The sequence below is a fragment of the Paenibacillus lentus genome (assembly GCF_042714055.1).
Classification (GTDB): Bacteria; Bacillota; Bacilli; order Paenibacillales; family Paenibacillaceae; genus Fontibacillus; species Fontibacillus lentus_A.
Genome location: NZ_JBHGVC010000016.1, coordinates 58,004 through 71,645 on the forward strand (window position 1 = coordinate 58,004; position 13,642 = coordinate 71,645).

Consider the following 13,642-nt stretch of genomic DNA (forward strand, 5'->3'; position numbering starts at 1 on the left):
CGTATTCAGTGTATTTTGATCTGTGTAGAATGCTAAAATCAGGACTTGGTTAAGGAGGGATGCTCCTTGTTGGACGTCAACAACTTCGAGTTTATGAAAATTGGGCTTGCTTCCCCAGATAAAATTCGTTCTTGGTCCCGCGGAGAAGTGAAGAAACCGGAAACGATCAACTACCGTACGTTGAAACCGGAAAAGGAAGGGCTGTTCTGTGAGAAAATTTTCGGCCCGACCAAAGACTGGGAATGTCATTGCGGTAAGTATAAGCGTGTCCGTTATAAAGGCGTTGTCTGCGATCGCTGCGGCGTCGAAGTGACAAGAGCCAAAGTTCGTCGTGAGCGTATGGGTCACATTGAGCTGGCTGCCCCGGTATCCCACATCTGGTATTTCAAAGGGATTCCAAGCCGTATGGGTCTGGCGCTCGATATGTCGCCTCGTTCATTGGAAGAGATTATTTACTTTGCATCTTATGTCGTTACCGATCCAGGTGAAACTCCGCTGGAGAAAAAGCAGCTCCTGTCCGAGAAGGAATACCGCAGCTATCGCGAGAAATATGGCTACGGCTTCCAAGCCGGCATGGGTGCTGAAGCGGTTAAGAAACTGCTCCAGGATCTCGACATCGACAAAGAGCTTGAGTTTTTGAAAGAAGAGCTGCGCACGGCTCAAGGCCAACGCCGTAATCGTGCGATCAAACGTCTGGAAGTGATCGAAGCTTTCCGCAACTCTGGCAATGAGCCGGAGTGGATGATTCTCGACGTGCTTCCGGTTATTCCGCCAGAGCTTCGTCCGATGGTACAGCTGGATGGCGGTCGTTTTGCGACATCTGACCTGAACGACTTATATCGTCGTGTAATTAACCGCAACAACCGTTTGAAACGTCTGCTTGATCTCGGTGCACCGGATATTATTGTGCAAAACGAGAAACGTATGCTGCAGGAAGCGGTTGACGCCTTGATTGACAACGGTCGTCGCGGACGTCCGGTAACAGGTCCTGGTAACCGTCCTCTGAAATCCCTCAGCCATATGCTGAAAGGGAAGCAAGGACGCTTCCGTCAGAACCTGCTCGGCAAACGGGTTGACTATTCCGGTCGTTCCGTTATCGTCGTAGGTCCTTACTTGAAGATGTATCAATGCGGTCTGCCGAAGGAAATGGCGCTAGAGCTGTTTAAACCGTTCGTGATGAAGGAACTGGTCAATAAAGGCCTGGCTCACAACATCAAGAGCGCGAAACGCAAAGTTGAACGCGTCAGCCCTGAGGTATGGGACGTACTTGAAGAGGTCATTAGAGAGCATCCGGTTCTGCTTAACCGTGCGCCTACGCTTCACCGTTTGGGGATTCAGGCGTTTGAGCCGATTCTTGTCGAAGGTCGCGCAATCCGTCTGCATCCGCTCGTATGTACCGCTTATAATGCGGACTTTGACGGTGACCAAATGGCTGTGCACGTACCGCTCAGCGCAGAAGCTCAAGCTGAAGCGCGGATTCTGATGCTTGCCTCTGGCAACATTCTGAACCCGAAAGACGGTAAGCCGGTTGTTACCCCTTCACAGGATATGGTTCTCGGCTCCTTCTATTTGACGATGGACAATAAAGAAGCGAAGGGAACGGGAATGATTCTCGGTTCGACTCATGAAGCAATCTCCGCATACCAGCGGGGCACGGTTTCCCTGCATGCGCGTGTAGCTATTCCGGCTAAAGCGCTTGGCAAAACAGGATTTACCGAAGCTCAGCAAAATGCGCTGCTCGTGACGACCATTGGCCGGATTATTTTCAACGAAATTTTCCCAGCCAGCTTCCCGTACATTAATGAGCCTTCGCGCAGCAATCTGTTCCAAGGAACGCCGGATCATTACTTTATTTATGACAAAGGCGCCAACGTGGCTGAACGCATTATGGCCATACCGCAAACCGGGGGAATCGGTAAAGAGTACCTTGGAGAAATCATCGGCCGCTGCTTTGAAATTTACCATACGACGGAAACGTCGGTTATTCTCGATAATATCAAGCAAACCGGCTTCACCTATTCTACTCGTGCGGGCGTAAGTATTGCTGTCTCGGACGTTGTCGTTCCGGACGCCAAGCAAGAAATCCTGCGTGAATCGGATGAGAAGGTTCGCGTTGTTACGAATCAGTACCGCCGCGGTCTGATTACGAACGAAGAGCGTTACGACCGTGTTATCGATATCTGGTCTAAATCGAAGGATCAAATTACCGATGTGCTCATGAAATCGATGGATCGCTTCAACTCCATTATGCTCATGGTCGACTCTAAAGCACGGGGTAACAAATCCCAGATTACACAGCTTGGCGGAATGCGGGGTCTGATGGCTAACCCATCCGGCCGGATCATCGAGCTTCCGATCAAGTCGAACTTCCGTGAAGGTCTGACGGTTCTCGAGTACTTCCTGTCGACACACGGTGCCCGTAAAGGTCTGGCGGATACCGCGCTGCGAACCGCTGACTCCGGTTATTTGACCCGTCGTCTCGTCGACGTTGCACAGGACGTTATCGTTCGCGAGGAGGATTGCGGTACGGATAAAGGCTTTACCGTCGGCGTTATCCAAGATGGTAAAGAGGTTATTGAGGATCTGTACGACCGTATTGAAGGACGTTATTCCTTTGAGACGATCAAGCATCCTAAGACAGGTGAGATTATCGTTCACCGCAATGAGCTGATCGATTCCGATAAAGCGCATGAAGTGGTGGATGCTGGCGTTACTAAGCTGCAAATCCGCTCTGTACTGAGCTGTCGTGCACGCCATGGCGTTTGTAAGAAATGTTATGGCCGCAACCTGGCAACAGGCAAGCATGTGGAAATCGGTGAGGCAGTTGGTATCATCGCCGCGCAATCTATCGGTGAGCCGGGAACACAGCTCACGATGCGTACGTTCCATACCGGGGGCGTTGCCGGAGACGATATTACTCAAGGTTTGCCGCGTATTCAGGAGCTGTTCGAGGCCCGTAACCCGAAAGGTCAGGCAACGATCAGTGAAATCGACGGCGTAATCAAGGAAATCCGCGAAGCCAAAGACCGTCGCGAAATCGAGGTACAAGGCGAAGCCGAAACGAAAGTATATTCCGTGACCTACGGTTCCCGCCTGCGCGTCAGCGAAGGCCAGGAAATCGAAGCGGGCGACGAGCTGACAGACGGTTCGATTGACCCGAAAGAGATCCTGCGCATCAAAGGGATCCGTGGCGTACAGAATTATATTCTTCAAGAAGTTCAACGCGTTTATCGTAACCAGGGCGTTGAGATCAATGACAAGCACATCGAGGTTATGATCAAGCAAATGCTTCGTAAGATCCGTATCGTAGATGCAGGGGATACCCCTCTTCTGCCAGGAGCCTTCGTCGATCTCTATGAGTATGAGATGGCGAACAAGGAAGCGATCCTGTCCGGGCAAGAACCGGCAGTTGCTAAACCTGTCCTCCTAGGGATTACAAAAGCATCGCTCGAAACGGATTCCTTCCTGTCGGCCGCTTCCTTCCAGGAGACGACGCGGGTACTTACCGATGCCGCTATTAAGGGCAAAGTAGATAAACTGCTTGGCCTGAAAGAGAACGTGATTATCGGTAAGCTGATCCCAGCTGGAACAGGTATGAACCGTTATCGGAGCGTACAGTTTGAAGAACCGGAGAATGCTGAAGCTACCGAGGAAAGCCTCGAGCAGCCGGTATCGGTTGAATAAATCTTGTTAGAGCACTGGCGCAGCCTAGATGGTATTTTACCTGAAGGGATCTGCGCCGGTGTTTTTTACCCAAGGATTTCTAAAGCTCCTCGATTTCACCTCCGTCCGATTTTGAAGAGATCCTGCTGCACCTGGATTGTCTTTGAAGATGGAGGGCATATGATGGGTCGGCCATGAGGAGAGATCGAACAGGCTCCTGATGCGTTTATCCAGTCGAATAAGCAATAGATAGAGGGGATTTCCGAATAAGTTATATTATAGAGAGCAAAATGTCTTCCAAACTCACTTCTCTATAGGCTGTCATTTAAGAGAAATACAAGCATGAGCGGGACGGATATACCGATGCGAAAACGGATTTTATTAAGAAGTATTCGGTGTTAGCTAAGCAAGAATTCGCTTGCGGTATGGGAAATAAGCCTAGTTAAATATATGTTTTGGGAGCTGTTATGTATAATTCAACAAATTGCTTGACATCGCCTATAGCAAAATGATAATATATCAAAGTGCGTGAGTACGGTGAATCCCTGTAAATTGGAGGACTACAAGATGTCTAACGATAGAGGGCTACAGGACGCTCATGTCAAAATCGGTACGAAGCAAACGATGCGAATGGTTGAGCTCGGTCGTGCCGAAGAAGTTTATGTGGCTGAAGATGCAGATCCGCGCCTTACATCGAAGATTATCGCTCTATGTAATCAACATGGAGTCAAATTGACTTATGTGGATACCATGGACGATCTCGGCAAAGCTTGCGGGATTGAAGTGGGAGCAGCGATGGCTGCGATTGTAAAGAGATAGCTTAAGTAATCGTTTTTGCTGATTTAGGGCAATCCTCTCGGCAAAAACTTTTCCTTTGTTCTTTTATGAACCGCCTGGGTCTGTGGGCTTAAAACAAAGGTTTATAAAGAAACATCCATTACTGAGGAAGGGGGTGGCAACAACATGCCAACAATTAACCAATTGGTACGTAAAGGTCGTCAAGACAAAGTTTACAAATCCAAATCACCAGCATTGCACAGAGGGTTTAACGCACTCAAACGCGAAGCTACTGAATTGAATTCTCCTCAAAAACGTGGGGTGTGCACTCGGGTAGGAACTATGACTCCTAAGAAACCGAACTCCGCACTTCGTAAATACGCGCGTGTTCGCTTAACGAACCGTGTTGAGGTGACTGCTTATATCCCAGGGATCGGACATAACCTGCAAGAGCACAGTGTCGTGCTGATTCGCGGTGGCCGGGTCAAAGACCTTCCGGGGGTACGTTATCATATCGTTCGCGGAGCGCTGGATACGGCTGGAGTGAACAACCGTATGCAAGCTCGTTCCAAATACGGCGCGAAACGTCCAAAAGCTAAAAAGTAATTAGCTAGCTATTAAAGCTTTACATGTTTGAACTAACACTGAAAGGGGGATAACTATGCCACGCAAAGGTCCAGTTGCCAAAAGAGACGTATTGCCGGATCCGGTGTATAACAGCAAGCTTGTTACTCGCTTGATCAACCGCATTATGCTCGACGGTAAACGCGGCGTTGCTCAAAGCATCCTATATAACGCATTTAACATCATTCAAGAGCGTACGGGGAATGACCCGATGGAAGTATTTGAAGCAGCGATCAAGAACATCATGCCGGTATTGGAAGTTAAAGCTCGTCGTGTGGGCGGATCCAACTACCAAGTGCCTATCGAAGTAAAACCAGAGAGACGTACAGCTCTGGGACTACGTTGGCTCGTAAACTACTCCCGCAACCGCGGAGAGAAAACGATGGAAGAGCGTTTGGCTGCCGAGATTATCGACGCATCCAACAACACGGGTGCTTCCGTTAAGAAACGCGAAGACACACACAAAATGGCTGAAGCGAACAAAGCGTTCGCACACTACCGCTGGTAGGATTCGGTTCAATCAATCTTATAAATTTATAATTCGAAGGGAGAAAATTTCATGACAAGAGAGTTCTCCTTGAAGAATACACGTAATATCGGGATCATGGCGCATATTGACGCCGGTAAGACAACGACAACGGAACGGATTTTGTTCTACACAGGCCGTACGCATAAAATCGGTGAAACCCATGAGGGTTCCGCTACGATGGACTGGATGGAGCAAGAGCAGGAGCGCGGAATTACCATTACTTCTGCCGCTACAACCGCTTCTTGGAAAGGTCACCGCGTTAATATCATTGATACCCCGGGACACGTCGACTTCACCGTTGAAGTCGAACGTTCTCTTCGTGTATTGGACGGGGCAGTAGGCGTTTTCAGTGCGAAGGAAGGTGTTGAGCCTCAGTCTGAAACCGTTTGGAGACAGGCAGATCGCTACGGCGTTCCACGGATCGCTTACGTCAACAAAATGGACATCATCGGTGCTGATTACCTCAACGTTGTAAAAGATATGCGCGAGCGTCTGCAAGCGAACGCAGTTGCAATCCAACTGCCGATCGGTGCAGAAGACAACTTCGTCGGTATCATCGACATTGTTGCTGAAAAAGCGTACATCTATAAAGACAACATGGGCCAAAACATCGAAGAGACCGAAATTCCTGAGGACTACAAAGCTCAAGTAGAGGAGCTTCGCGCTGAGCTGGTTGAGAAGGTTGCAGAACTGGATGAAGAGTTGACAATGAAATACCTCGAAGGTGAGGAAATCAGTGTCGATGAAATTAAAGCAGCACTTCGTAAAGGTGTTGTTGAAGTTAAAATCTTCCCGGTCATTTGCGGATCTTCTTATCGTAACAAAGGTGTTCAGCTGATGCTGGATGCTGTTATCGATTACTTGCCAGCTCCGATCGATGTACCGAGCATTGTAGGACATCTTGAAGACGGTACTGAGGTTGAGCGTCATTCTTCTGATGAAGAGCCGTTTGCGGCATTGGCGTTCAAAATTATGACTGACCCTTACGTTGGTAAGCTGACGTTCTTCCGCGTATATTCCGGTGTTCTTCAATCCGGTTCTTACGTGCTGAATGCAACGAAAGGCAAACGTGAGCGGATCGGCCGTATTCTGCAAATGCATGCGAACAGCCGCCAAGAGATCACTGAAGTTTACTCCGGTGACATCGCGTCTGCTGTTGGTTTGAAAGATACGGGTACAGGTGATACACTGTGTGATGAGAAGAATCCAGTTATTCTGGAGTCCATGAACTTCCCTGATCCGGTTATCGAAATCGCAGTCGAACCTAAGACTAAAGCTGACCAAGATAAACTTGGTGTAGCTCTTGGGAAATTGACTGAGGAAGACCCAACGCTTCGCGCTCATACAGACGAAGAAACGGGTCAAACGATTCTTGCTGGTATGGGTGAGCTTCACCTGGATATCATCATCGAGCGTATGCGTCGTGAATTCAAGGTTGAAACCAACGTGGGTAAACCACAGGTTGCATACCGTGAGACATTCAAGGTTCCTGCGCGCGTTGAAGGTAAGTTCGTACGTCAATCCGGTGGTCGTGGACAATACGGTCACGTTTGGGTTGAATTCGAACCGCTGGAAGCAGGTTCAGGCAACCAATTCGACAGCAAAATCGTCGGTGGTGCTGTACCGAGAGAGTATATCGCTCCGGCACAACAAGGTATTGAAGAAGCTATGAAAAATGGTGTTCTTGCAGGCTTCCCGCTTGTAGACGTTAAAGCCACAATCGTAGACGGTTCATACCATGATGTTGACTCCAGTGAGATGGCGTTTAAAATCGCCGGCTCTATGGCTTTGAAAGCAGCTAAGGACAAATGTCAAGCTGTTCTCCTTGAGCCAATCATGAAAGTTGAAGTTACCGTTCCGGAAGAGTACATGGGTGACGTTATGGGGATGCTGAACTCCCGTCGCGGACGTATCGAAGGTATGGATTCGCGCGGTAGCGCGCAAATCATTCGTGCCAAAGTACCTCTTTCCGAAATGTTCGGATATTCAACAACGCTTCGTTCCGGTACGCAAGGACGCGGTGTGTTCTCCATGGAGCTTTCCCACTACGAAGAAGTTCCTAAGAACATTTCCGAAGAAATCGTATCGAAACACAAAGGCGAAGAATAATTTTTGTATCTGCTGATCGGAGGGATTTCCTTCATGGAAGCCCCTCCGATCAGTCCAACATAACAATCCATATTTAAGGAGGAACTGTTTAAAATGGCAAAGGCTAAATTTGAACGTACAAAACCGCACGTTAATATCGGTACAATCGGTCACGTTGACCATGGTAAAACTACGCTGACTGCAGCAATCACTACCGTTTTGACTAAAACTTACGGTGGAGGTAGCGCGATCGCATACGACCAAATCGACAAAGCTCCAGAAGAGCGCGAGCGCGGTATCACTATCTCTACTTCCCACGTTGAGTATGAGTCGGCTAACCGCCACTACGCTCACGTTGACTGCCCAGGTCACGCCGACTATGTTAAAAACATGATCACTGGCGCGGCTCAAATGGACGGCGCTATCCTGGTTGTATCCGCAGCTGACGGCCCAATGCCGCAAACTCGCGAGCACATCCTGTTGTCCCGTAACGTAGGCGTTCCTTACATCGTTGTATTCTTGAACAAATGCGACATGGTTGAGGACGAAGAGCTTCTTGAACTGGTTGAAATGGAAGTTCGCGACCTGCTTAACGAATACGAGTTCCCTGGCGATGACACTCCAGTTATCCGTGGTTCCGCTCGTGAAGCTTTGCAAAACCCAGATGGCGACTATGCTAAGAAAATCATCGAAATGTTCGAAATCATCGACGAGTACATTCCACTTCCAGAGCGTCCGGTTGACAAGCCATTCTTGATGCCAGTTGAGGACGTATTCTCCATCACTGGTCGTGGTACGGTTGCTACAGGCCGCGTTGAGCGTGGTACTGTTAAAGTCGGCGACGAGGTTGAAATCGTTGGTATTTCCGAAGAAACTAAAAAATCCGTTGTTACGGGCGTTGAAATGTTCCGTAAATTGCTTGATTCCGCTGAAGCGGGCGACAACATCGGTGCATTGCTCCGTGGTGTAGACCGTTCCCAAATCGAGCGCGGTCAAGTTCTTGCAAAGCCAGCTTCCGTTAATCCGCATACTGAGTTCACTGCTCAAGTATACGTATTGACTAAAGAAGAGGGCGGACGTCACAAACCTTTCTTCACAGGTTACCGTCCACAATTCTATTTCCGTACAACTGACGTAACAGGTATCATCAACCTGCCAGAAGGTACTGAAATGGTTATGCCTGGCGACAACATCGAAGTTACTGTATCCCTGATCGCTCCAATCGCGATTGAAGAAGGAACTCGCTTCTCCATTCGTGAAGGCGGACGTACAGTTGGATCCGGTGCGGTTGTTTCCATCCAAAAATAATAAGGTTTCTTAACCTTATATCAAGAGCTGCCCTGAAGGTCTTAGGATCTTCAGGGCAGTTTTTTGTCATTGGGCTGATCGGCAGCACCTATCACTGTCGGTAACCAGTAGCATCTCAATTAAGCTGAAAACAGGCCAATCAAGCAAGCTTGATACGGCCTGTTTCTGTTGTTTAAGAAAGAGAAATGTCATCCACATATAATATGGCTGTTCCCGTTGTGCCTAGTATTGGTTCAATTTTTAAACCCACCGATTTAACTTGGTCAGGATGGGCTACTTGGGACAGATCGATGCTTAACGTTGTGAAGTCAGCTGAAGAGGAGTCCACGAGGGTAACGCCGCTGTCATGCCAAGTCCAGCTATTGCTGGTCTTCACATACAAATATACATGGGCAGAGCCGGCGGAAAGCTTAACTTTTGCATTCAAGGACTGCAGCCTGCTCAAGTCGAGATCTTCGTACTTGGCCAATTCAAAAGAGGCGCCTTCGAGCTTGAAGCTCGTTTGCAGTGATTTGACTCCTTCAGCATAGACATCGGCGGTCACCGTGGGTGTGGTGGCATTTGCATAGTTCTGGCTAGCTTCGATAATCCATCCCTCGGTATCCTTTTCAAATCCATACAATGTGCCTGACGGGATTCCTTCGCCATTCCCCGGATCCTCGCCCGATCCATCTCCAATCGGTATATCTCCAGCATCTCCTGGAATAACATGAATGCTATCGATATAGAGCGAGCTGTTGAATGGATTGTCTTTCGTATAAGAATCGTTATCCAGCGCATTTACATAGATCGAGAAGGCCTGCACTTTTTTCGCGTTGACCGTATCCAGCTTTTTGCCCTGATTACCTGAATCCCAAGGAGCAATCGTGAAATCCTTAAACGGAATCTCTACCCACCCCGGCGTCGTATCCGCTAACGAAGGATAGTACTCAAAAGAGATGTCGTTTGCCTTAACCTGAACAACCAATTTCTTGCCGCTGCCATCCGGTTCTAACCAGAATTTCAGTTTGCCCGTCTGCGACCAATCCCGGCTGCCCAGATTTTTCGTAATACCCGTGTAGCCCTGGCCTGCAAGGGTGTAATCGAGTTTTAATCCGAATTCACCGCTATTCTTATGATCAGCATCCAGCGAAAACGAATTGGAATCTCCATTCGGGCTATAGCCCGCCCGCAGTAAGTCATTGCTTCCTTTATAGCTCTCAAAATCGTCGACTAGAGCAGGATCGTTGCTCTCTCCCTTATAGGCATTGAGCAAGCGGATATTGTCCACATAGATTGGGCCGTTATAATCCAGTCCACTGCCAATGAGAGCAAGCTGTAAACCTTCCGCCTTGGCGATTTCAGCGGGATCGGTCAAGTCGATCTTAGCGTTATAAGTGATATACTCTGTACCATTGATCGTCGTTCTGCCCAGCGCATTCCAGTTCGTTACGGTGTCCGTTTCAAATTTAGTGCTGCTTGGCGGAAGCTCTACCGCAGCACGGAGACTTGCTTGAGCAGGGTTCTGAGCTCCGGCGGATGCCGGAATCCAGACGTCGAAGGAAACGCGATTCACATGCTGAAGGGCCACTTGCTCGGCAATGACTGGAAAGCCTATTTTAAGCTCCTGCCAGCTATCGGTATGCACTAGGCCGTTTACATTGATTCTCAATTTACCGTCGCTATCAAGCAGACTATGCTCATACTGGGTATCGATCGTTTCGGGCCAGTTCCCATTGCTTTCCACGCCGATAATATCGTGGTCGAACGTGAACTGCTTCAACACCTTCTCTTGGATACCGATGTAAACGGTAATGGTCTCGGACATGATGGAATGATCCTTGCCATAGGTTTTGACTGTTAATGTCGTACCTTTGCCGTTCAGCTCCGCGGCGGGCTGCCACTCGGCTGCATAGAAGCCTTTATCGTTTAAGGTCATCTCATGCTCGACAGTAGAGTCGCCAACAAGATACGCCACCTTTTCTACATGATCATTTAAGACTTTGGCCCGAATCGTCGTCGCCTCAGTTCTTACTGTCTCCTGACTCGTAGGGGACACAATGTGCATGAATGGTTTTTCTTTTGCCGTGCTTAGCTTCTTGTCGTATACCCCGCTTAAATCCCGACTAAAATACGTATACGGATCTTCGTAATATCGCTCGAAATCAGGGAGAAGCTCATGATCGCCATACTGAGCTGAGTTGCGATAAGGAACAAAAATAGAATCATAATTGAAATTAGCCCAAGTCAGCATATAAGCCATACGTCTTGCATCCGGATCGGATTGCAGTGCGGCAATTAACTTGGTGAAGAACTGTAAATCCGCTGTTCCGGTCGGTTTGACGTTGGAATATCCAAATTCCGTAAAAGCAGCCACTTTGCCGCGGGCGTCGGCGATCTTGGAGATGAGCTTGGCATCATCAATCACCGTTTCGAACCAGCCCTGGTTCGTTCCATCGTAATAGGTGTCGAAGCCGAGAATATCGACGTAATCATCGCCCGGATATGTCTTTAAGAAGGCAGCCTCCGTGTTATTGAACGGACTCCCTGGAGAGAAAGCATAGAGGAAGTTGCGTACGCCTTTTTCATCCCGTAGATATTCTACGGTATAACGATAGATTTCAATATACTGCTCCTTAGTCGTATAGGGAGCTCCCCACCAGAACCAGCCGCCATTTTGCTCATGGAACGGGCGGAAAATGACGGGAATCAGATTGCCGTTATCGTCCTTGAGATGATGTGCAAAATCAGCGATTTGATCCAGGAAGGCATTATAGTCCGCGTGTTTGTCACCCCCAGGCAGAATATGTGACACTACATTACCGCTCGTATCATAGAAATCGCCGTCGGTTACAAAGTTAGGCATATGAGCGCTTAAAGCCAGTACGCCGCCTATTTCATAGGCTTCTTTCATAGAGACCACCAGCTTGTCGCGATTTTGCACCGGCGTGTTAGAGAGGGAGCCCGGCTTCTCGTATCCTTCGAGGCTCAGCGTATCCCAGCCGAACATCGCAGGGTAATCGCCAACTGCGCTGTAGGTTTCGGATTTTGGTTCGCCTGGTGCGGTCGTGGACAGCACCTCATCCGTTGGATGCTGATGGCCGAAGAGGATATGCTTCCCGCGGATATCCTGCAGGTAAGCGAACAGGGAACGGGTTTCGGCTGTAGCCTTCGCATCAACTAAATCAATGATAGGGAAATGCTCGCCTTCTCCGGGATGGGTGCCAGGATAAGACCCGGAATTGCTGCCCCCGCTTGAACTGCCGGATACGCTGGTTGCTGCGCCTGGTTTATGAGTAGGGGAAGCTACGGAGCCCCCAATGATTTTAGCTGTACCGACCGCAAGCGGCTGGCCGTTGAGCGTAACGCCATTTACTTGAACATCAACCTGCTCGATATCGCCCTCTCCCGTAATAGAAGTATTAGCCCCGTCCGAGTGGATGGTCAGCTTTTTAATTTTAGAGCCCTTCGGAATAATGATTGCCGACGCACGATTAACGATAAGATGGTCTATCGTTACGTTCTTGCTCAGCTCTATAGTTCCTGGACTGTTGACGGTGAGATTAGCAATCGTTGTCGTTCCTGCTGCAAGCAGCCGTACATGTCCATCTATCCGCTCTATTTGCACGTCCGCCAGTTCAGAGCTGGTTGCCGTGATTGTATTATCGCCCCTTCCCCAAATGAAAGTCGTTCCTTTTACCTGAACCTCATGAAGGTGAACATCACCATTGTGGGTGCCTAGGGTGAGATAAAGATTACGAGATAGAACTGAACGCTCTAACGTAACACCTGGTTTGCTGATTATGGCATGTGAGGCAATTTGGCCGCCAGTATATTCACCCTCTGCGTTATAGTAGGCAGCAATCAACTTATCGATTAACGTTACGAGTTCAGCCCGGGTAACCCCCTGTTGCGGACGAAATGTTCCGTCAGCATATCCAGAGATGATATGATCTGCAGCAAGGGTCTGAATTGCATCTTTCGCATAGGAGCTGATTGAGGAGTCGTCGGCAAACTTTGAAGCGGAAGGAGGAGCATCTCTCGTATTCAGCATGAAAGCTCTTGCTAGAAGCGCTGCTGCATCCTGCCGGCTGATGCTTGCCTGAGGTTGGCCTAAATTAGTAGGGAAGCCTTTATAGTAACCTGCAGCTTTGGCGCTGGCCATTTGAGCTGTGAACCAAGCATTAGCGGGCACATCGGAGAAGTTGTCATCCCCGCTTGCCGAGTAACCGAAAAGCTTATTTACAACAGTGACGAGCTCGGCGCGTGTTATTTTCTCATTCGGTCTGAAAGAGCCATCCTTATACCCGTTCACGATACCATGGGATTTCCAGCGATCAATCTGGGTGGAAGCCCAATGATCGGAGGTATCCTTGGAAGCAGCCCCAAATACAGGTGGAATCATTGAGAAAATCAAAATGAGTGCTAAAGAGAAGGAAAAATAACACGGACTCTTTTTCATGTTCACCCTCCTAAATTTAAATCAGATATCAGATTAGGAATCAAGCCTTCATATATCTATGAAAGCAGCTGCGTACGATCACCTCCTCGGAAATTTGAAAAGAAATGGTCATCAATAATGTAAGCGCTTAGCAAAAAATTATATCAGGAGTCTCCAGGCTGTTATATGTACTGTATTTGTTTTTATATTCCTCAATTGTTGTTTTACGGCCC

General features: G+C 48.6%; 7 protein-coding genes. 6 read left to right on the forward strand and 1 reads right to left on the reverse strand.

Annotated features, from left to right (window positions below):
* Positions 1-66 precede the first annotated feature (66 nt).
* The 6 genes from rpoC to tuf all read left to right on the forward strand — a co-directional run bounded on the left by rpoC (position 67) and on the right by tuf (position 8,989).
* Complete coding sequence (gene rpoC / locus ACE3MQ_RS24265) at positions 67-3,684, forward strand: DNA-directed RNA polymerase subunit beta' (RefSeq protein ID WP_379397639.1); 3,618 nt, start codon at positions 67-69, stop codon at positions 3,682-3,684.
* A gap of 546 nt (positions 3,685-4,230) precedes the next feature.
* Positions 4,231-4,482, forward strand: a complete 252-nt coding sequence (locus tag ACE3MQ_RS24270) for a ribosomal L7Ae/L30e/S12e/Gadd45 family protein (protein ID WP_379397641.1) — start codon at positions 4,231-4,233, stop codon at positions 4,480-4,482.
* 144 nt (positions 4,483-4,626) lie between these two features.
* Entirely contained in the window at positions 4,627-5,046 is a 420-nt protein-coding gene (rpsL, locus tag ACE3MQ_RS24275; protein WP_055105067.1) for a 30S ribosomal protein S12, read from the forward strand.
* Positions 5,047-5,101: 55 nt separating this feature from the next.
* On the forward strand, positions 5,102-5,572 hold the full coding sequence (gene rpsG / locus ACE3MQ_RS24280; RefSeq protein WP_110931213.1) for a 30S ribosomal protein S7: 471 nt from the start codon (positions 5,102-5,104) through the stop codon (positions 5,570-5,572).
* 51 nt (positions 5,573-5,623) lie between these two features.
* Positions 5,624-7,702, forward strand: coding sequence for an elongation factor G (gene fusA / locus ACE3MQ_RS24285; protein ID WP_379397644.1), 2,079 nt, complete (start codon positions 5,624-5,626; stop codon positions 7,700-7,702).
* Between the two features lie 93 nt (positions 7,703-7,795).
* Entirely contained in the window at positions 7,796-8,989 is a 1,194-nt protein-coding gene (gene tuf, locus ACE3MQ_RS24290; RefSeq protein ID WP_379397646.1) for an elongation factor Tu, read from the forward strand.
* Between the two features lie 172 nt (positions 8,990-9,161).
* On the opposite strand, the gene ACE3MQ_RS24295 is transcribed toward tuf, so the two are convergent.
* Entirely contained in the window at positions 9,162-13,430 is a 4,269-nt protein-coding gene (locus tag ACE3MQ_RS24295; protein ID WP_379397648.1) for a glycosyl hydrolase, read from the reverse strand.
* Between the last annotated feature and the right edge of the window lie 212 nt (positions 13,431-13,642).

Excerpts from the sequence above, each read along its gene's own strand:
- ACE3MQ_RS24270 (WP_379397641.1), top strand. The coding sequence starts at position 4,231 with ATGTCTAACGATAGAGGGCTACAGGACGCTCATGTCAAAATCGGTACG.
- rpsL (WP_055105067.1), top strand. The coding sequence starts at position 4,627 with ATGCCAACAATTAACCAATTGGTACGTAAAGGTCGTCAAGACAAAGTT.
- rpsG (WP_110931213.1), top strand. The coding sequence starts at position 5,102 with ATGCCACGCAAAGGTCCAGTTGCCAAAAGAGACGTATTGCCGGATCCG.
- fusA (WP_379397644.1), top strand. The coding sequence starts at position 5,624 with ATGACAAGAGAGTTCTCCTTGAAGAATACACGTAATATCGGGATCATG.
- tuf (WP_379397646.1), top strand. The coding sequence starts at position 7,796 with ATGGCAAAGGCTAAATTTGAACGTACAAAACCGCACGTTAATATCGGT.
- ACE3MQ_RS24295 (WP_379397648.1), bottom strand. The coding sequence starts at position 13,430 with ATGAAAAAGAGTCCGTGTTATTTTTCCTTCTCTTTAGCACTCATTTTG.